Consider the following 19,811-nt stretch of genomic DNA (forward strand, 5'->3'; position numbering starts at 1 on the left):
TTGCGTGGCGGGGTGTAGCCCCGCCCGCTATTTGTGCCAGTTGCGTAAGTCCTGACAAATTTAACCAATGTTGAAAATTTTAATTAAATAAAAACTTTTCAATACTTAACAAATCTTAAATATTAAATTATGTATTTTATCAATGATTTTTTGTAACCAAATAGTGCATAGGTGTAGACATCGCACAGTAGCAATAAACTTAATGATGAAGTTGTGTATCCGCCAAATTTTTGATTTAGATGGCTACGGAGTATTCCATCGAAACAAAAACTGCTATAAATTGTGAAGATTCAGCATAAGAGTCACAAATGTAGTAGAATTGCTGACCGCTGATATCAAATATATTACTGCCATGACCTGGTTTTCCTTGTCCGTGAAACGGTGGGGTCGGATTACACAATTCCTATCTTTGTTCTGTTTATGTTTATTTTTGGTTGTTAGTTGCGCTCCTCGTCCGCAGTCACCTACGCCGCCATCTGGTTCTGTAAATACCCCTACAGGTGATGGTCGTATTACTATCGGTACAACAGCGAAGCCGAGAACCCTCGATCCGGCTGATGCTTATGAGTTAGCATCTTTAGGTTTGGTGTTTAATATGAGCGATCGCCTCTATAACTACGAACCAGGAAGCACCGAAATTAAACCCCAACTAGCTACAGCATTACCCAAAGTCAGTCAAGACGGCTTAACTTATACCATCCCCTTACGTCAGGGAGTAGTTTTTCACGATGGAACTCCCTTCAACGCTGAAGCAATGGCCTTTAGCATCCAGCGCTTTATTGAAAATAAAGGAAAACCCTCATTCTTACTAGCTGATATAGTAGATTCGATAAAACCGACAAGCGAGTATGAGTTGACAATCAAGTTGAAAAAGTCCTTTGCAGCTTTTCCTTCACTGTTGGCTTTTCCTGGAATTTGTGCAGTTTCGCCAAAAGCTTACGAAGTCGGCGCTGGTAAATTCAAGCCGAATATTTTTGTGGGAACTGGCCCTTACAAATTAGGACAGTATGGTACTGATTCCATCCGATTTGATGTGTTTGATAAATATTGGGGAGAAAAACCAGCTAACAAAGGTGTTAATCTCCAAATTCAAACTAGTCCGGTTAATTTGTTTAATGCTTTTCGTACAGGTGCAGTGGATGTAGCTTATCTGTCACTACAACCAGATCAAAATCGGAGTTTAGAAGAAGGTGGTAAAAAAGGGGATTGGCAAGCGATCGCAGCTGAAGGTAGTGTAGTAAGTTATCTGGTATTAAACCGGAATCAAAAGCCTTTAGATAAATTAGAGGTAAGACAAGCGATCGCATCCATAATTGACCGTCCACTTTTAAACGAGCGAGTGTTACTTGGTCAAGCAGATCCGCTTTATAGCATGATTCCCACAACGTTTAAAGTTTCTGTGCCATTATTCAAAGATAAATATGGTGATGCTAACTTCGATCAAGCTAAAAAATTATTAACTACTGCTGGCTTCTCCAAAGAAAATCCTGCAAAAGTGCAAGTTTGGTATCCTTCTAGTTCACCTACTCGTAGTTTGGCAGCACAGACACTCAAATCTCTTGTGGATGTCAAAATGGATGGAATACTCCAATTTGAAGTTACCCAAGCGGAAGGGCCTGCCTTCTTTAAAGACATTGCCAAGGGTTTGTATCCAGCAGCTTTACTTGATTGGTATCCAGACTTTTTAGATCCAGATAATTACGTCCAGCCATTTTTGTCTTGTGACAAAGGTTCCGCGGCGAAAGGATGCGAAGATGGAGGCAGTCAAACTCAGGGTTCGTTCTACTATAACGAAGCCATAAATAAACTGATTGATGGGCAACGCAAAGAACAAAACCCCGAAGCGCGTCAGAAAATTTTTACCGAAATTCAAACGCAAGTAACTACTGATGTACCTTACGTTCCCTTATGGCAAAACAAAGACTATGTATTTGCCCGAAATGGTGTTAATGGCGTGAAACTTAACCCTACCCAAATTTTGCTTTACCAGACACTTAAAAAATAATTCGTAGTTGATAATTCGTAATTCGTAATTTAGTTTTTTGAGATCCAAATTCCAACAGCTAAAAGCCACAAATTTGAAATTTGGTGTAGTGAAAAGCCCAAAAATTACGAATTACGAATCAAAAATTACGAATTACGAATTACGAATTACGAATTACTTATGTCTCGTTCTAAAGCTTTACAGTATTACATTGTTTCTAGGTTGCTTCTTGCGCCACTTCAGCTATTAACTATCATCACCATTGTATTTCTTTTACTAAGAGCAACACCAGGAGATCCAGCAGATGCAATTCTGGGTGGACGTGCGCCAGAAGCAGCTAAAGAAGAATTGCGAAAACAACTCGGTTTAAACCTGCCGCTGTGGCTACAGTACCTAAACTATGTGGGAAACATACTACGCTTTGACTTGGGAACCTCATTAATGAGTCGCGGACAAAATGTCTGGGACATAATTGGGCAATATTTCCCGGCGACAGTGGAGTTAGCAGTATGTAGTATGGCGGTTGCACTTATCGTCGGAATTGCGGTTGGGACTCTTTCGGCTTCCCGTCCTGGGACATATTTTGATGTCGGCGGGCGCTTGTTTGGTATCATCACCTACGCACTTCCGATGTTTTGGGCGGGAATGCTTTTGCAGTTGATTTTCTCAGTCCAATTGGGTTGGTTTCCTAATTCCAACCGCTTTCCGCCCAATTTGCCGGCTCCGGCTACTGTCACTGGATTGTATACAATTGATAGCTTACTCGGTGGAAATTTCACCCAGTTTTTCACTTCTTTGCACCATCTGGCGCTACCGAGTCTCACTTTAGGAATTTTGCTTAGTGGGATTTTTGAGCGAATTGTGCGAGTGAATTTAAAGCAAACCTTGCAAGCCGATTATGTAGAAGCCGCTAGAGCTAGAGGTATTGGTGAAAATAAGATTTTAGCCTCCCACGCTTTAAAGAATGCTTTGATTCCAGTAATTACAGTCTTGGGATTAACATTTGCATCTCTGTTGGGTGGGGCGATTTTGACAGAGGTAACATTTTCTTGGCCTGGTTTGGCTAATCGATTGTATCAAGCGATCGCCGATCGCGATTATCCCACAGTCCAGGGAGTACTAGTATTTTTTGGTGCGATCGTTGTGAGTGCCAGCATTTTAATTGATATTTTAAATGCTTATGTAGATCCGCGAATTCGGTATTAGCAAAAGTTTATTAACCATTTGTAATCAGTACACAAATCATTGAGGACAGCATAGAAAATCTATGTAGCATAGACTTGCATTTGTACGCCATTGGTGTCACCTACCCACAGACGTTTGCATAATTTCAAACTTCCAGTCTGAAGAGTAATCAGGCAACTCATAACCAACACTTTTAACATGAGCCAACATCACCTCATCTCGTTGATGCCAAACAGCAAATATTTTTTCTCTGCCATCATATAGTGTTTCTAAATCAATTTGATAAACCTCATTAACTCGTTTCAGCTTCAAACCCAACAAATTTAACAGTCGACCAAGTATTTTTATTGCTGAAACTTGCTCTTTTTCGCCGATTAAATTAATACCAAGCGCTCTTTTAATATGTTTACTATGTTGAAAAGCAATATTTTTCAGCAAGATTAAATCTGTATCGTTCTCAGTAAATTCGCGTTTGTCTTCGATAAACTGAAGCATTCCTAAAGCTCTCATAGCTTCAACTTTGAGCGTATAAGTTTTTAAATCTGGGAGAAAAACTTTCCCTTCACCCCAAGATAATTGCTGATGCCATTCTTGCTCATCTCTAACGTGAAAATACTCGCTTTCGTGAGTTAAATAATAGTGGATTAACAGTTGACGATAATATCCTTGTTCATCCTGTAATTTCAGCCAAGGAGTAATTTCTACACCATACCTTTGTCTAAGAACATATTTGTTAATTTGGTTGCGTTCTCCATCCGTTAGGGAATGCTTAACTAACATCTGCTCATATTCCACATAATCGATATCTTTAGCATTGGCAACAGCAGATGCTACTGATAGTTGATTTTGCTGCTTAATATCTTTAATTTTACGTTTAATTTCTTTAGCCTTTTGACGACTTTGTGCCCAATCTTTTTGAACTTTAACAATTTCTAAAATTAATCTTTTGCGGGTAGCTAAATCATCGGCATCGGTTGCCAAAAAGGCCAGACGTAAATCTCGAATAATATTATTGTGAACTGCATTACTCCGCACCTGAATTTGATGGCCATCAGCAATTAAACCATCTTGCATCGATTGTCGGTAAAGGCGAATAGAAGCATTTACTCTTGCAGATAACTTCGCCCAAGTTCGCAAATGAATCGGGTCATAAACTAAGGGTAAATCTACATCTATTTTATGTAGGGGACTCAGCAAAGCTAAGTTTTCTTTTTGATTTTCTTGATACCAATCAGACAACAAGCGATAATTTGTACTTCCACTACCAATTAGACCAATACCTCGTTTAGCACACCAGACAACACGCGGTACATCATCCCTGACTCTTGCTAACGCTTGTCTTGCTTCCGAATCAGGAATTACCCCTTGAAAAATGCCATAAACTCGATCGAAATGTTGAACATCAATACTAATTCCTGTACCAAGACTAGGAGTAACAAAAACCCCGTCATATTCAGATATTTTTTGATTAATCGCAGCTATAAAATCAACTGCTGCGTGACCAGGTGTATTTGTTGTGTGACTACTAACCACCAGCATTTGAGGAAATTGTCGCCGTAATTTTTGTAGCCGTTCTTTCAAATAACGTTCAATTGTTTCACAACTATAACGCCCAGCCCGACTATCGGTAGTAACATAACATTTACGTCCAGCAAGTAAATCCAATTCTAGTTGGTGAATTAACGGTGTTGGGTTTGGTGAATCATAAAAAGTCACATCCCAACCTTGTTGAGGCTTCCACTGATTGAGAACTACCCAAGGTGTTAATTTAATTCCTGCCAATCCTTGTAAATATTCTAGTGAAACATCAGATAAATCAGCATCTTGAGCAATTACTAACCCGCCACTTGTTAAAACTGTCGCAATGAGTTGCTGGAATAACTTTAATATTTTTACCCGCTTATGCTTACAAGTATTACTATTTAACAGATGCCATAAAGATTGCTCTACTTCATCTAAAATTACTATTGCTCCCCGCCAATGTTCTGGGTTAAGTTTCCAAATCGAATCAACGCACAAGCCGAGGGATTGCTGAGAAAAGAGAGAGCGCAGTATGGGAGGAGCGGGGGTAAGCGTTTTATTAATCCTTTTCTCCCCATCGTCTTTATGTGTTCCCCATTGAATACCAATTTTTTCACACAAGAATCGTCCAAGTAGAATTCTGTGAGTAATTAATAAAACTGGTTGTTTTCGACTTTTTGCTTGTTGAACAACGCCTTGTAGTGCTGTAGTTTTCCCCGTTCCTTTTGCTGATTTGACTCCTACTAAGCCAGAGGTGGGGAAAGGTATTTCACCTATATAAGGACGGTTGAAGATAAGTGCCGCAGGAATACTTAACTCGGTATGGGGTTTGGTTTGAGCAAGATAAATTTCTAAATCAACACTTTGGCGATAAACTTTATCGAAATTACTTGCACCCTTAGCAACAATAAACTCATCAACCCCTTTTTCTATTCCTGGAAGTTCGATGACTTTTACAGGACAATTTTTTTGCTGAAATAAACAACCAAGCTGAGAAATAGCATTATTTACAGCAGCAATTGTCTTGGGTTGAGTTTCAAAATCAAAGCAAATGTAAAAGCTGCGCTTTGTAATCGCAAACGCGGCTAAATCAGGAATTAGCTGACGACGGGTAACTTTACCAAATTCATCTTTCACAACCCGATAACCACTGGTAATTCCAGGAATGGCAATGGCTATATATCCTTGCGTCAACAACGTGGCTGCTTTCTTTACACCCTCGCAGATGATGAGGGGAATGTTCTGTTGCATCACCCATTGCCAAAAGCCTCCAGCTTCGCCATCAGGAGTAATGGTGATATTTTCAGGCATGACCAGATTGTAACGCCCAGCGACTTGCTGCCACACTTGCAACGTTACCCGCAAACAAAACACTCGCGTTGGCGTGCTGGGGGGATGCTCGTACTTGATTGACTTGCCATTGTGATTTTGTCGGGGTTGGTTTGGCTTAAAGCATCCCCATTCCATCATTTGCCAATTATTCAGAGGGTCTAGTCCCGAACACCACCAACCGCCTTCAGTGATGTGAGCGTAACGCTGTAACCATCCGGCTTTCACCATTCCAGTATTGGTGCGGGGAAGTAGCTCAGAAATCAACAGGTACTCATAAGCTGTTACACCTTGGAGCGACCTAAAATTGAGATGCACTAAGTGTAAGTCTATACCACTACTCTTGACTAATTCTTCAAGGTGTTGGGGGTGTAAATAGTGCAGATGCATAGGGAAAGGCGCGAAGGGAAGACAATGAGATTAAAACAGTAACATGCATCTGCTTTTTTTTAATACGCGAGATTGCGAGGCTTTTGTGATGCTTTTTTTACTTCGTTGCCGGAGACACATCGGTTATAACTGTAGTGGGTTATTCTGCCTATTAGATCCCCGAAGTAATAATTTTGTATTGTGATATTTGTTAGCTTTTAATTTTTATTTATCAGTAAATTTCTGCGTTAAGGAATGCGATCGCTATATGACATCGCTATGAGATAATATCTTCCTATACTTCAGCAAAGGCTTTACACTGAGTATCCACTCCATACCACGCTTGTAACCTCTCTGAATGAATAAAGACAAAAACCCTCACTCTACATAACCCTTGAACTCCGCTCCAAAGGTTTGAGATAGTCTTGAGTATTAATTTTTCTTTGCGATCGCAGCTAATACAGATAACTTGACGTAAAACTTTTACCCTAGTAGCACGGTAACTTCTCAAGCTGATTGGAGGTAAAATAAACAACAACTTTTAAAATAAGTTCAATCTGCTTTATAAACCCTTTGCTTTTAGTTGCGAATGTAGGAAATATGGCTTTGTACTTTTTCATTTTTCCGTGTGTTTGTTTCATCATTGGCTATTTTTTATTCAAAAATAGAAATAATGAAATCTCACATTTAGTGACTGTATTTGCAGCTATCAGCCTGATTTTGGGTTTAATGTTAGCTCCTTGGCAGATTTTAGTTCTATTATTAATTCTTATTCTTATCAGTACAAGCTACGAGTATTATACAAGCAAAGTAGTCAGCAGGGAAACACAATATACACAACAGTCGATTCCCAAATCGGAACCAGATTATCACTTAATCTACCGTGGGGCTTGCTATCGTCATGACCTCAATAGCAAATTAGATGGGGAAACCACACCATTAGTAACCCATAAGTTGAGCTTTCGGGGATGTACTTATTTTGTTGGCGCCGATCCTAATACCCAATCGACTGGAATCATTACACCACAAGCAACTCATAAGTTGAGCTTTCGGGGAAGCACCTATTCTATAAATAGAACTACACACAGAGATATTAAAGAGCAAGGTAGTTAGAAACTTGGTACAAGTCTCTGAAAGTTTACATTTTATTGGCTCATACGCTCCAAATCCAAGAGGCGATGTCTACAATGGGCTATGACGATCGCTAACACTACACTACTGATGAGGTAGTAGTACTATTTATGCCAAATTATGCTATAGCACTTACAATTTAATGTCATTTATAGACCTTATGCCCAGCAATATGCGATACCAGTGGAAAGCCTAGCAGCGATCGCACATCCTCGACTATTTCCTACTGAACTCAATGCTGTTTGATTATGCGATCGCTATAAATCATAACCATTTTAAGAAATATCTAATACATATACTTTGAGAAATGGTATTAATATATGGCTTTGTCAAGATTCCTAGACGGACAAATAATGTTAAAAAATAAGAAAATATTCTGGAAACTACTGTTGACAAAGTTTATTTTTTATATAAGTGGAGTGGAACTTCCTTGCTAAAAGAGATATCTAGTTAGTTTGATTCTTAACTATTCACTCCTTGGGGAGGCGGTTAGTCTCCAAAAATAGACAACATATTTTTAAGCTGTAAAATTATGTGGAAATCAAAGTTAATATTTAGACTTATACTGTCGGCTGCGGCGATCGCCACTAGCGTGCAGCTAAATTCAGCGAGTGACTATGCTATTGCTCAAAGTGCATCTTCCAATCCGACTGTTGAATCTGGGCAACAAAATCAAGCTTTAGAAGATGGCAAGGTTGCTATGGCAGGGGTTGGCATAGGAGCCATTGCAGGCTTACTAATTTCTGGTTTATGGTATCAGAAACGTCGTTACCACAAAATCCAGTCACGTGCCAAAATAAACCGCTTTCGCGAAGAGTTTCTCTGTGGTTCTTTAGCAGATTATTACTTATCTAATTCTAAAGCAAATTCTTCACCTACAAATTCTCGGAAAACTTTACCAACACCTACTAAAGAAGAATCCCCTACTTCTGAGGAAACTTTAGTAACACCAACTAAAGAAGAAATATCCGATCCCTCTACTTCTGAAATAAATAATCTAGCAGCAGAACCTACGCCAGCCGCACTATCTGATTCCTTATCTGACTGCTACCACAAGTTAATCGAGGAAATTGTTAATACAGCCCTCAACGGTCAAATCAGTTCTAAAGAGTATATATATTGCCAATTAGTAGAAAATGTGAGCAGTGGTAATGGTGAAATCTTTGAACGCTGTTTGAGCGATCGCTTTCATTCCACCCAATCTGAACTACATAAAGTAATAAATTCTCCGAGTTTATTCCAAAAAGAGACTCCTGAGTTAAAGAAAGCCCGTTTAAATCGCACCTTGAAGGCATTACAAAGTATTCAAGAGGAATGGGAACAAATACAAAAACAAAAGCGAGATTAAGCCGTAGGTTGGAGGCGCGATCGCTCTTTGAGCAATGTAATAAAAATAACTAAAATTATCTGTTAAGTCATACCTAATTCAAAGCTGACAAAAAAGCCTATTCTGAAAAGTAGGGGCTATTGAGTTACAATGTTCAGTCTAACTAAAGTACTTAGAATAATGTTATTCCTGCTGCAATCAGATTTATAAGTGCTGTGACAAACTCAACAGCACCAGCACTCTTACTCAATAAGTTTTTAGCGTTTTCTATTGCCTTCAAAACTAAATTTTTATTAGGTGTAGCTTTTTTAGCCTCCTGTATTGCAGTAGCTATTTCGTAATCTGCATCAGTAACTATTTCAGCATCAATGATTTGAGCCTTTCCAGCTTTCGATAGTTCACTTTTTACTTTTTGTAGTTCACTAATAAAATCATTAGTATTTTGAATAGTCCTGATATTGATATCACCTTTGATATTAATATCGCGTGCTGCATTATTTTGGTTTTGTACTTGCTGTTCACGTTGGTCAAAAGTTGCCACGTTTCCTCCTTGTGCGTTGTTATAAATTGTTAATGATACAAGCCGTTCAATTTGGTCGCTTAATAATGATGAATCCTTTGGCATTTTCCAAGGAAGATCACTAAGTTCGAGGACAAAATCTTGCAAACGACTGCGAACTGTTAATAGTATTTGAGCAAAGACGCTATAAGATACTGGTCTTTTTACTTCATAGCATTGATGTCCACTAGATCCAGATGGATTATAGTAGTTCCAAACGGCTATTTGTTCCGCATTCCAGGCAAAGGTAATACTATTCTGACTTATAGCATACTCTTCAACAGTTTTAATACCGGGACAGAAATGGATTTTATTAGCTGTTTCCTGAAACCAATCAGGCGTTTTATTCAGAGGAATGGGTATGTTCTTGTACCCATTATAACCATTAAATATATATCCAAGTAATGGTGTGTAAATAATACGATACTCGGGTACTTTCTCCAGATGCGGATAACCATCTAACTCATAGTTAACCCATCGTTTCAAACGGTGATTTTTAAGTTGATGAGCCAAGACCTTTGCTTTAAGTAGAATCGTGTTCAGTCCTACTTCTGGACGAAGAATATCTTCTTGGATACTTTTTACAATGTCATCCATATATCTATTAGCAATTATGCAGAGTTCTGATAATAAAGACAGACGCTACATAGTTATTTTTAAATACGTTTGTGCAATTATAGCTCAGGCAAAAGTATATTTGTACTATAACGAATAAAGGAAAGTAAAGAATTAAGGTAGTAATAACCGTACTTTGGCTTAGAAAAGATATAGAATTATATATTCAGCTAGCCTTGAATCTAAATAAAGTCTCAAAACAAGGTGCGTCTAAGTATAAAATGTAGCAAAAACTGAAGAGTGAGTAGTGAAGAGTAAACTTACTTCTCACTACCCACTCTTCTGAAATAATTGCTAAACTAAGCGCCTACAGCTTCCTTAGCGGCGTACAATACCTCAGCGTTGATTTCTTTGAAACCGCGATCGCGGACAGGTTTCTTGGTGCTGTAATAGTTTTATATTCTGTTAACTGAATAGCACATAAAACTTATAATTCACATTTTACAAATAGTTGCGATTATTTCCAAGCTAGACAAAGACTTTCTTCTACTTGCTATACCTGCATATAATGGGATTATTGAGCATCCGTAACTGGTGAATAAAATGGCTAAAACATTAACAATACAGTTGTCAGATGAATTAGAAAGTAAATTAACTGCTCAGGCGCAAAAACTAAATCTATCTTTAGAAGATTTAATTCTGCAATCATTATCTCAATCATCTAAACAGGAAAACATCTCCGAATTCGATCCAATTTTACCTTTACTAGGAACATTGAAATTTGATAATTCTGATTTAGGAGAAAACCACGATCGATATCTCCAGCAAAGTTTGCAGCAGGAGTGAAAAATTGGCGAATACAGTCTTTATAGATACATCGGGGTGGGCTAATTTATTTATTGCAACTGAGTCTTACCATGAACAAGCAAAGCAGTGGTTTCAACATAAACGTCAGCAAAATCAAGCAATGGTAACAACTAATTATGTTGTTCTTGAACTGGTGGCTTTGCTGAATAGTCCTTTACGTGTACCTCGTCCGCAGTTATTTAAATACGTAGAAGCTGTCAGAACTGCTCCTTATATCAACTTGATTTATATTGAACCAACAATAGATTCAGCAGCTTGGGAACTACTCAAAACTAGAGACGATAAAGCTTGGTCTTTGGTGGATAGCACTTCTTTTATAGTCATGCAACAGCTTGGCATTAAAGAGGCATTAACCACAGATCGCCACTTTGAACAAGCTGGCTTTATTCGTCTGCTGAAGTCAGAATAAATAATAAAAGGCATATCTTAAGATATGCCCTTTATTATTAAAAATCTCTAACCCGTTAACCTACGCCCCGACAGCTTCTTTCGCAGCGTACAACACCTCAGCGTTGATTTCTTTGAAACCGCGATCGCGCGCAAATTTTTCAGTATTACGCTTCACTTTGCCGCGAACAAATCCCGGAATCTTATTCAATTCTGCTTGACCATCTTTTGTCCAATTCAAATCAGAATCAGCAGAAATTCCTCTAGTAATAACTTCTTTGGTATCATGACCACCGAAGATTTCTAATAGGTGATCTTCCATTCCCAAAGTGAAGGAATTGTAGATCAAATCTGTAATCTGATTAGTGCCTTCGTAACCCATAAATGGTTTGTAACCAATGGGGAAGTTTTGGACGTGGATTGGTGCAGCAATTACGCCGCAGGGAATATCCAAGCGCTTACCAACGTGGCGTTCCATTTGCGTGCCGAAAATCGCAGAGGGTTCGACACGAGCGATCGCATCCCCAATTTCACCATGATCTTCGGAAATTAGCACTTCATCGCAATACTCGCTAACCTGTTCGCGGAACCAATCTGCATCATATTTACAGTAGGTTCCAGCCCAAACAACATGAATCCCCATTTCTCGCGCCAGAATCTTGGTAATGGCGGCGGCGTGGGTGTTGTCACCAAAGACCACAGCTTTTTTGCCAGTCAAGTTTTGACAGTCAATTGAACGGGAGAACCAAGCAGCCTGAGATACATGGAGGGTTTGCTCATTGATGAAGTTTTCGTAGTCAACTTCTGCACCTTGAGCGTTAATTACCTGCTGAATCTTGCGAATACAACGGGCAGTTTCCACTACACCCATTGGAGTAATGTCTATATAAGGTGTGCCAAATTGTTGTTCCAGGTAACGAGCTGTAGTCAAACCAAGTTCGCGGTAAGGTATCAGGTTAAACCAGGCTTGGGACATCTTTTTCAAGTCATTCACCGAAGCACCTTCAGGAATTAAGGTATTTACCTCAATTCCCAAATCAGCCATCAGCCGTTTGAGTTCGGTGCAGTCGTGATTGTTGTGGAAACCGAGGGTGGTAGTACCGATGATGTTAACTGAGGGTTTTGCTGTTTTGCCCTCAGCCAATTCGCCCCGTTTCCGCGCTTTTTCAATGTAGTATTGGACGATTTGATCCAAAGTGCGATCGGCGGCTTGCAGTTCGTTGTAGCGGTAGTGGTTTACATCCGCCAACATTACGTCTCCTTTTGCTTCCAACTGCGCCCGTTCGACAAAGTTGTGTAGATCCTCTTGCAAGATGCTGGAGGTGCAGGTGGGAGTTAACACAATCAAATCTGGGTGTTCCTCGGCATCCTTGCGGACGATGTTATCTACCACCTTCTCTTGGGAGCCGCGTGCCAAAACGTTGCGATCGACGACACTGGTTGTCACCGGAGTAAAATCCCTCTCCCGCGATAGCATGGAGCGCATGACGTTAAAGTAGTCATCGCCAATGGGAGCGTGCATAATCGCATGAACATTTTTAAAAGAACTAGCGATTCGCAGAGTTCCGATGTGGGCTGGGCCAGCATACATCCAGTAAGCCAATTTCATGTTTGTGTCTCCCTTTTAAACTCAAAATAACTAAGTAAGTGGGCGTAAAAAATATAAGATAGAGCTTACCACCAACCCCTTCAGTGCGTAGTTTACCGCTGTAGGCATTGCCCAGCGTGTCCTTGGTAGAGAAGGGAAAAGGTTTGGAGAGAGGTATTATCTTTAATTCAGCCCATTTACTTATAAGTGCTTAATTTATTAAATCGTTTCTGATCTTCTCAAACCTGCTGGCTGAAAAAAAATAAGGTTTGTTGCGGGTTTTCTGGGAGGCGATATGGCTGAAATCTATTTACTGCCTGGGATACAGCTATCAATTTCAACAACATTACTGGTGATTTTGTAAAAAAATCTTAATGTTCAAACAGAATTCAGGAGTCAGGAGTCAGAATTCAGAATGAATCCTGTACTCTCCCCGCTATCAGTGGCGAGTCTGAATCCCCACAAAGAGTGATTCTGATTCCTGAATTCTGACTTCTGAATTCTTCTTCAAGAATCTCTCATTCCGTGGTCGGTTGCGTTTTTACCTAATTCGCTAAGATGTACACAAGCTCATTTTCACAACAATTATGGTGAAAACACCCTCCCAGCTTTGGACAATTCCTCCTTTGGAAAATGGCGACAAACTCACCCGCTACGAATTTGAGCGTCGCTACAATGCCACCCCTAACCTGAAAAAAGCTGAATTAACCGAAGGAATTGTCTATATTATGCCTGCTGTGCGTTTCCGAAGTCACGGTCAACCGCATGGCTGGATTTTGACATGGCTTGGTACTTACGAAGCTGCGACTTCTGGTGTAGCATTGGGAGTTGAACCTACCGTCCGCTTAGACTTAGATAACGAACCTCAACCCGATGCTGTTCTGTTAATTGTACCGGAAGCAGGTGGTCAAACGCGGCTGAGTGAGGATGATTATATTGAAGGTGCGCCAGAGTTAGTTGTAGAAATTGCTGCTAGTAGTGCGGCTATCGATCTTCATGGCAAAAAACAGGCTTATCGTCGCAACGGTGTCAAGGAATATATTGTTTGGCAAGTTTTAGACCAAAAATTGACTTGGTTTTCTCTGGAACAGGGTGAATATCTGGAATTAGTACCTGACAATGAAGGCATTTTGCGAAGTCGGGTATTTCCAGGGTTGTGGTTAGCGGCGACGGAGTTATTAGCAGGTAATATGCAGGGTGTGTTGAAGGTTTTACAAGCAGGTTTGCAGTCGCCTGAACATGGGGATTTTATCCAGAAATTGGGTAGTGATTAACCCTTTTTAAATACGGAAAATATCTTAACCAATTATGTTTGCACACCAAATTTTTCTACTTTAGTATGTATAGTTAATTCAGCAGATATTTTAGGATTTTTGGCAGCCGTCATAATAATTAATGGCTTTCGTTGTTACATCATAGTGTGATAGGAAGACTTAATTCCTGATTTTGTTTGCGTAGCATCTCGTTAGAGAGGACTAAAGTCCTCACTACAAACCATGAAGATTTTGATGGTAATTATATTATTTGAATCATCCACTTTTTCAAGAGAAAAAATGCTGCTTCACCACATCTAAGCGTGAACAGTTCCAATAATCGATATGGGAAATAATCAAACCATCAGAGTTCAGACCTAATTCACTCCAACCAGGAATAGAGATCCGTGGCTTCCAGGGAAGAGGAGTATTCCAACTGAGTGTCCACTCAGTTTTGATTGTGTCTCCTAAACGTTGAATATTATGTAAGTCCATTTTGGGATTTAAAAACCAAGTTTCGATAAAATTAATCATTTGTTTGTAGCGTTTAACACCACGAAACTTATTCATCGGGTCTTGAAAATAAACCTCTGGGGCATAAATGCTGTAAGTTTGATTGACTGGGAATCTTTGATAGTCTTCTTTGAGGATTTCAACGAGATCCATGATAGATAAATATATCTGTAAATTGGTTGAAAATGAAAACTGAAAAACTGAAATTAACCCTCATTCCATAAACGTTCTAACTGACGCCGCCAAGCAGTTAAAACTTCTTCTCGCCCTTGTGAAGTTTGATTGATTTCGCCCATCATTCCTTCGGCGTAAAAACGTTCTAAGCTTTGCATCGTAGCTTGCAGAGATTGTCCTTGCTGTTTTGCTGCCTGAATAATTTGCCGGATGCGGCTTTCAATTAGTCGATTAAAGACATTATCTAATCTAGCCTGATGGAGAGATAAAAGTCGGTTGATTGCATTGGATAAATCTGCACTCACTAAAGTTTCACTATTATGTTGAAATACCCCCCAAATTACTCTTTCATATAAAGCGTAACGTACTTCTTGAGTGTCATCAAAGTTGGCTTCTAGGAACTGTTCTAAAAATGGTTGGGCTTCTTGGATGGGCAGAATAGGCAGTAAAACTCGCAGCCAAGTATTATCTTCGGAAAGCAGCACCAACAGCCGAAAATTAGGAGTGTCTACTTGCCACGATCCAAGAGCAGTCGTAGCAACAGCAGATGTGTCAAATAATTCTGTGAGCGTACCCGCAATTTCTTCAGGTGTCATAACTTTTTATTTATATATAGCTTCTAGATTAGCGCAGAGGTGCATCAACTTATTCACTAGAACGCTTGCCCAGTCTGAAAACGCAGTGGGGGCGCACAGCTAGGTGTACGCCCCCACGAATGAATGTATTCCACTGAATTGAAATATCTGATTTAAATAAGCGAATTGCTCAAAAACACGATACCGATCGCACACAAAGCGAAACCAGCAAGGCTGATTTTCCAGGGTAAAGTTCGGTTTATTTCTCCCATACCCATCCCAACACCAATTTCTCTAGCACTCATGGCAACGGCAAACAGAGTTAAGGCAATACCTAGTATATAGGCAACTATTGATATTGTTCCTGCACTAACAATAGATTCAGCATTAGCGTAACCCTGAAATAAACCAGCACTGATGCCCACTAAAGCAAGCACCAGAAAGTTTAGTTGATTTGGCATCATCAGCATAGTACCAAAAACGATGGTAGAAATGGCAATGGCTATTTCTGTGCCTGGTAAATCTAACTGAAATATATGAATTACAATGCCTAAAACTGTTGCCAAGACAAAACATCCAGCGATCGCAGCGCCACGAACAAACACAGATGAGAGTAAGCCAATCGCAACAATACCAACTAAACAATTCAAGCTAATTACTGGATCTGCTAATCCCCAGACAAAGGCTTCCCAGGCGTTAGAGATGGTATGGTCAAATGGTGTTCCACTCAATGAACTCAGTAAGCTAATTAAAATTAAAGCTGCGATCGCCCCAATATGGCGATCCATGAACTTTGAGGGATTAAGTTCCCCCGCAGTACGGGATTCTGATAATTGAGTCTTGAACATCGCTATATACCAAATTAGTTTTTAGGTAATTTATACTACCCACCTACCCCAAAAAACTAACGTGGTAATTACGCTAGATCGTACTAGCTTCAGAAAGTTATGTAAAGCCGCAGTAGTAGAAAAAGTTCTCTCATAAGCAAGTAGGATCGGGCTATTGATATTGAGATTGAAGATGCGATCGCTAATCAAGCAATAAAGAAGTTGGCAAGTGGAATCTAACCTTGCTAGATTTTGGAGCGATGCTTTGCAAGGCAAAAAATCCTCTTTGTAATGATTGCCCTCTTTCAGCAAAGTGCAATTATGCCCAAACACAACGTAACTTAGAGAGTCTTAATAAAACATAGCATCGAGTTTATCAGAACCTAAAATTATCAAGGCTTTTTTGTTTTTTTCTGTCGCTCAACCCAACCTACTATTCTAAATTTATTTATATGTAGCAATGTTTTTGCTTTTTAATTTTTGTTAATTGATTCTGACTCCTGAATACTGACTTCTGAATTCTGAATTCTTTTTCACGATATACTCAACTAATTGTTGAATCATTTCGGCATCTGTTTCACTTAAACTTTCCAACTCAATTCTGTTGTTTTCTTGTGGCGTACTATCATTACTACTATATATACGACGACTCAAGCCTACAGGACTATTACCGTAAAGTGTTGTATAGAATACACACGCTGCTACATACGATCCAATCGGACTAGGGTGGCTTTTATCGGAACTGTAAAGGTTTAATTTCAGATTCGCTTCTTGAATTTTTTGCCAAGCTATTCCCACAGGTGCAACTTTAGCTTTCAGTTCTTGAGCAATGTTCATATAAGCATCAGTCAATATCTGTTGCGTTTCTGGTTGATTTTGCTTTGCCCAAGTCAAGTAAAACACTGTTTGGGAATTCACTCGCTTAATCTCAGCATCAAACAGAGTAGCGTACTTGTACATTTCCTGGAGATTGGTAATTGGTAAAGTACTTTGCTCTTGCAGTACTACATAATCCCAGCGTTTTGCTTTCAAAAGTCTGAGTGCTTTACCACGTTTCCAGTGGTTTTGAAGTGTCGCTCCACCAATCACAACCATTTCAGTTTCTAACTTTTTAGGTTCTTTTGCCGAGGCAGCTAACTGTTGTGTCAACCAAGGAAGATCGTTGAAATATGTATAGCTGTTGCCAATAAATAAAACTCTGATTGCTTGCTGTTCGGCTACTGGGAAAGAATTTGCCTGAATATGCCTTTTTAGCATTTGAAACAAGGCAATCATCATCAAGAGGAATAAACATACATATACGATTTTGGTGTTGCTCATCATCCCTGAAATTTTTGCAGTATAACTTATTCTTAGACAATATTTTTTTGGAAATAGTTCTGGCTATTGATTAGTGTACGAAAGTTTTTCCCAAGAGATTGCAAATTTTACCCAACCTAAAACTTTTCTTAACTGAACTGTATTAAGAAGATGCTACAGTATTAAGCCGACAGGAAACCCAGGATACAAAGTTTCTTACAAAAAAAGGGTGTAGAAAAGAAGAAATAAAAAACCTATTGTTGCTGAGTTCAAAGCTCAGTTTAAAAAAGAATTGTATCGAGACGCGTAGCGCAACTTGCATTGCGTCCAAGTTTTCAATCTCACGTTTTTAAACGTGGGTTCCCTACACCCTCTGAAATCACTTCTCTGATGCCATTCCCACAATTAGCATTACATCAAATACAAGAGGGAAGATGGTTAAAGGCTCCCACTTTCACGACTTTTCAGTATATTGGCGCAGCCAAAGACGAGATGAGTTCACCTACAGATGAGCAAATAGCACTGATTCGACTAACGCTCGAAGATAGGAAAATGAGTTACCCCGATAGATTTGAACAGGAAAAGCTGTTGAATTTGCACAAAGCTAAGATGCTTGTTGAGCCAGTAAACAGCCCCGATCGCAATTTTTAGGTAATTAAACTGTAGTGTAGGGTAGCACAGTTATGCTGCCCTACGGGAGATTGAAACAAAATCCCTCAATACTTTAGAGTTAATAATAAACTCAACTCCAAAGCGCGATCGCAATGACTGATAAAGAACTCAAACATCTAATTGAGAGTAATGCTAAAACAGTCCAAGCTATGTTAGATGAAATGGCGGAAGCACGTCAGGAACGCCAAGAACTCCGAGAAGGAATGCTCCAAATCCAGAGTGCAGTCGCACAATTAACGAATATACAAGAGAGAATAACCAATTTACTAATTTCTATTGATGGCGATCGCCCCACAATTCTTAAAAAACTCTCAGCACTGGAAACTAAGCTGGATCGGTTATTGCAACAAAACCCAACAGATGAGTTAGGGTAAACACTCATAATAATGCCTAGACGTGTTGAAACAACATTTATTTTCCTTAAACAGTCGATAATGTAAATAAATGTAAAAAAATCTCAGGCAGGATAAAAGCATCTATGCGTGTAATTTTAATGACTGGTAAAGGCGGCGTGGGCAAAACTTCCGTCGCAGCTGCAACTGGACTGCGTTGTGCGGAACTAGGCTATCAGACGTTGGTTTTAAGTACAGATCCCGCCCACTCCCTTGCAGACAGTTTTGATATGGAACTGGGACACGCACCCCAAAAAATTCGTCCAAATCTCTGGGGTGCTGAACTGGATGCGCTGCAAGAACTAGAGGGAAACTGGGGTGCTGTGAAACGTTATATTACCCAAGTTTTACAGGCAAGGGGTTTAGACGGCATACAGGCGGAGGAATTGGCAATTTTACCAGGCATGGATGAGATTTTTGGCTTGGTAAGGATGAAACGCCATTACGATGAAGGTGAGTTTGATGTGTTAATTATCGACTCAGCCCCCACTGGTACAGCACTGCGCTTGCTGAGTTTACCTGAAGTCGGTGGCTGGTATATGCGCCGTTTCTACAAACCATTTCAAAACATCTCGGTGGCACTTCGACCTCTGGTTGAACCTTTGTTTAGACCAATTGCTGGTTTTTCGCTACCTGATAAAGAAGTAATGGATGCACCTTTTGAGTTTTACGAACAAATTGAAGCTCTGGAAAAAGTATTAACAGATAATACTCAAACCTCAGTGCGTCTAGTAACAAATCCCGAAAAAATGGTGATTAAAGAGTCTCTCCGTGCTCATGCTTATCTAAGTTTATATAACGTTGCAACAGATTTAGTCGTGGCGAATCGGATTATACCAAGCGAAGTCCAAGACCCATTTTTCCAACGTTGGAAGGAAAGTCAGGAGCAATATCGTCGAGAAATTCATGATGATTTTCACCCTCTACCTGTGAAAGAAGTTCCCCTATTTTCTGAGGAAATGTGTGGATTGGCTTCATTAGAACGCCTGAAAGAAACTCTTTATAAAGATGAAGATCCTACTCAGGTTTATTACAAAGAAACAACTCTTAGAGTAGTGCAAGAGGAAAACCAATACAGCTTAGAACTTTACTTACCGGGTATTCCCAAAGACCAAGTTCAACTCAGTAAAACCGGAGACGAATTAAACATTACTATTGGCAACCATCGTCGTAACTTAGTTTTGCCACAAGCCTTAGCAGCACTACAACCAGCCGGAGCAAAGATGGAAAATGACTATCTAAAAATCCGCTTTGCTGACAGCACAAAAGTTTAATTTTGTTGAACGTTACTCTGTCAACAAAAA

Annotated in this window: 17 protein-coding genes; 10 read left to right on the forward strand and 7 right to left on the reverse strand. The window is 39.6% G+C overall.

The features are described 5' to 3' along the window. The first annotated feature begins 352 nt into the window (after positions 1 to 352). Together ACM0OX_RS22970 and ACM0OX_RS22975 are read left to right on the forward strand one after the other, a co-directional pair. Positions 353 to 2,005 carry an ABC transporter substrate-binding protein gene (locus tag ACM0OX_RS22970; RefSeq protein WP_414517302.1) on the forward strand — a complete coding sequence of 551 codons (1,653 nt, stop codon included), beginning with the start codon at positions 353 to 355 and terminating at the stop codon, positions 2,003 to 2,005. A gap of 159 nt (positions 2,006 to 2,164) precedes the next feature. Further along, positions 2,165 to 3,190, forward strand: coding sequence for an ABC transporter permease (locus tag ACM0OX_RS22975; RefSeq protein WP_414517304.1), 1,026 nt, complete (start codon positions 2,165 to 2,167; stop codon positions 3,188 to 3,190). A 96-nt stretch (positions 3,191 to 3,286) separates the two neighbouring features. Here the strand turns inward: ACM0OX_RS22975 and ACM0OX_RS22980 are convergent, their stop codons facing one another. Then, on the reverse strand, positions 3,287 to 6,409 hold the full coding sequence (locus ACM0OX_RS22980; RefSeq protein ID WP_414517305.1) for a plasmid replication protein, CyRepA1 family: 3,123 nt from the start codon (positions 6,407 to 6,409) through the stop codon (positions 3,287 to 3,289). Positions 6,410 to 7,078: 669 nt separating this feature from the next. Between ACM0OX_RS22980 and ACM0OX_RS22985 the strand changes: the two genes are divergently transcribed. After that, positions 7,079 to 7,501: a hypothetical protein gene (locus tag ACM0OX_RS22985; RefSeq protein ID WP_414517306.1), complete on the forward strand. Its 423-nt coding sequence runs from the start codon at positions 7,079 to 7,081 to the stop codon at positions 7,499 to 7,501. A gap of 550 nt (positions 7,502 to 8,051) precedes the next feature. Beyond that, positions 8,052 to 8,867, forward strand: coding sequence for a hypothetical protein (locus ACM0OX_RS22990; protein ID WP_414517307.1), 816 nt, complete (start codon positions 8,052 to 8,054; stop codon positions 8,865 to 8,867). A gap of 151 nt (positions 8,868 to 9,018) precedes the next feature. Here the strand turns inward: ACM0OX_RS22990 and ACM0OX_RS22995 are convergent, their stop codons facing one another. Then, entirely contained in the window at positions 9,019 to 10,002 is a 984-nt protein-coding gene (locus ACM0OX_RS22995; RefSeq protein WP_414517308.1) for a hypothetical protein, read from the reverse strand. Positions 10,003 to 10,563: 561 nt separating this feature from the next. Between ACM0OX_RS22995 and ACM0OX_RS23000 the strand changes: the two genes are divergently transcribed. Beyond that, complete coding sequence (locus ACM0OX_RS23000; protein ID WP_414517309.1) at positions 10,564 to 10,806, forward strand: hypothetical protein; 243 nt, start codon at positions 10,564 to 10,566, stop codon at positions 10,804 to 10,806. A 4-nt stretch (positions 10,807 to 10,810) separates the two neighbouring features. Beyond that, positions 10,811 to 11,236, forward strand: a complete 426-nt coding sequence (locus ACM0OX_RS23005) for a type II toxin-antitoxin system VapC family toxin (protein ID WP_414517310.1) — start codon at positions 10,811 to 10,813, stop codon at positions 11,234 to 11,236. Between the two features lie 60 nt (positions 11,237 to 11,296). On the opposite strand, the gene bchB is transcribed toward ACM0OX_RS23005, so the two are convergent. Then, positions 11,297 to 12,823, reverse strand: a complete 1,527-nt coding sequence (gene bchB / locus ACM0OX_RS23010) for a ferredoxin:protochlorophyllide reductase (ATP-dependent) subunit B (RefSeq protein WP_414517311.1) — start codon at positions 12,821 to 12,823, stop codon at positions 11,297 to 11,299. 566 nt (positions 12,824 to 13,389) lie between these two features. Between bchB and ACM0OX_RS23015 the strand changes: the two genes are divergently transcribed. After that, positions 13,390 to 14,076 (forward strand): Uma2 family endonuclease, encoded by a 687-nt coding sequence (locus ACM0OX_RS23015; protein WP_414517312.1) that lies wholly within the window; start codon positions 13,390 to 13,392, stop codon positions 14,074 to 14,076. Positions 14,077 to 14,343: 267 nt separating this feature from the next. On the opposite strand, the gene ACM0OX_RS23020 is transcribed toward ACM0OX_RS23015, so the two are convergent. The 4 genes from ACM0OX_RS23020 to ACM0OX_RS23035 form a co-directional block, all read right to left on the reverse strand. After that, positions 14,344 to 14,721 (reverse strand): DUF2358 domain-containing protein, encoded by a 378-nt coding sequence (locus tag ACM0OX_RS23020; RefSeq protein ID WP_414517313.1) that lies wholly within the window; start codon positions 14,719 to 14,721, stop codon positions 14,344 to 14,346. A gap of 53 nt (positions 14,722 to 14,774) precedes the next feature. Then, entirely contained in the window at positions 14,775 to 15,338 is a 564-nt protein-coding gene (locus tag ACM0OX_RS23025; protein ID WP_414517314.1) for a hypothetical protein, read from the reverse strand. 152 nt (positions 15,339 to 15,490) lie between these two features. Beyond that, complete coding sequence (locus ACM0OX_RS23030; RefSeq protein ID WP_414517315.1) at positions 15,491 to 16,165, reverse strand: HupE/UreJ family protein; 675 nt, start codon at positions 16,163 to 16,165, stop codon at positions 15,491 to 15,493. 462 nt (positions 16,166 to 16,627) lie between these two features. Next, the gene (locus ACM0OX_RS23035) at positions 16,628 to 17,467 is read right to left on the reverse strand and encodes an SGNH/GDSL hydrolase family protein (protein ID WP_414517316.1); all 840 of its coding nucleotides are present in this window, start codon (positions 17,465 to 17,467) and stop codon (positions 16,628 to 16,630) included. A gap of 366 nt (positions 17,468 to 17,833) precedes the next feature. Here ACM0OX_RS23035 and ACM0OX_RS23040 point away from each other — a divergent pair, with 366 nt between their 5' ends. From ACM0OX_RS23040 to ACM0OX_RS23050, 3 genes are all read left to right on the forward strand, one after another. Next, on the forward strand, positions 17,834 to 18,094 hold the full coding sequence (locus ACM0OX_RS23040) for a hypothetical protein (RefSeq protein WP_414517317.1): 261 nt from the start codon (positions 17,834 to 17,836) through the stop codon (positions 18,092 to 18,094). A gap of 113 nt (positions 18,095 to 18,207) precedes the next feature. Next, positions 18,208 to 18,489: a hypothetical protein gene (locus tag ACM0OX_RS23045; RefSeq protein WP_334840683.1), complete on the forward strand. Its 282-nt coding sequence runs from the start codon at positions 18,208 to 18,210 to the stop codon at positions 18,487 to 18,489. Positions 18,490 to 18,593: 104 nt separating this feature from the next. Next, complete coding sequence (locus ACM0OX_RS23050; protein ID WP_414517318.1) at positions 18,594 to 19,781, forward strand: TRC40/GET3/ArsA family transport-energizing ATPase; 1,188 nt, start codon at positions 18,594 to 18,596, stop codon at positions 19,779 to 19,781. Positions 19,782 to 19,811 lie beyond the last annotated feature (30 nt).

Source organism: Nostoc sp. PCC 9305 (assembly GCF_963920915.1).
In the GTDB taxonomy this organism is placed as follows: domain Bacteria; phylum Cyanobacteriota; class Cyanobacteriia; order Cyanobacteriales; family Nostocaceae; genus Nostoc.

Coding starts and splice junctions, on each gene's coding strand:
- ACM0OX_RS22970 (WP_414517302.1), top strand. CDS start 353: ATGACCTGGTTTTCCTTGTCCGTGAAACGGTGGGGTCGGATTACACAA.
- ACM0OX_RS22975 (WP_414517304.1), top strand. CDS start 2,165: ATGTCTCGTTCTAAAGCTTTACAGTATTACATTGTTTCTAGGTTGCTT.
- ACM0OX_RS22980 (WP_414517305.1), bottom strand. CDS start 6,409: ATGCATCTGCACTATTTACACCCCCAACACCTTGAAGAATTAGTCAAG.
- ACM0OX_RS22990 (WP_414517307.1), top strand. CDS start 8,052: ATGTGGAAATCAAAGTTAATATTTAGACTTATACTGTCGGCTGCGGCG.
- ACM0OX_RS22995 (WP_414517308.1), bottom strand. CDS start 10,002: ATGGATGACATTGTAAAAAGTATCCAAGAAGATATTCTTCGTCCAGAA.
- ACM0OX_RS23000 (WP_414517309.1), top strand. CDS start 10,564: ATGGCTAAAACATTAACAATACAGTTGTCAGATGAATTAGAAAGTAAA.
- bchB (WP_414517311.1), bottom strand. CDS start 12,823: ATGAAATTGGCTTACTGGATGTATGCTGGCCCAGCCCACATCGGAACT.
- ACM0OX_RS23015 (WP_414517312.1), top strand. CDS start 13,390: ATGGTGAAAACACCCTCCCAGCTTTGGACAATTCCTCCTTTGGAAAAT.
- ACM0OX_RS23020 (WP_414517313.1), bottom strand. CDS start 14,721: ATGGATCTCGTTGAAATCCTCAAAGAAGACTATCAAAGATTCCCAGTC.
- ACM0OX_RS23025 (WP_414517314.1), bottom strand. CDS start 15,338: ATGACACCTGAAGAAATTGCGGGTACGCTCACAGAATTATTTGACACA.
- ACM0OX_RS23030 (WP_414517315.1), bottom strand. CDS start 16,165: ATGTTCAAGACTCAATTATCAGAATCCCGTACTGCGGGGGAACTTAAT.
- ACM0OX_RS23035 (WP_414517316.1), bottom strand. CDS start 17,467: ATGATGAGCAACACCAAAATCGTATATGTATGTTTATTCCTCTTGATG.
- ACM0OX_RS23040 (WP_414517317.1), top strand. CDS start 17,834: ATGCCATTCCCACAATTAGCATTACATCAAATACAAGAGGGAAGATGG.
- ACM0OX_RS23045 (WP_334840683.1), top strand. CDS start 18,208: ATGACTGATAAAGAACTCAAACATCTAATTGAGAGTAATGCTAAAACA.
- ACM0OX_RS23050 (WP_414517318.1), top strand. CDS start 18,594: ATGCGTGTAATTTTAATGACTGGTAAAGGCGGCGTGGGCAAAACTTCC.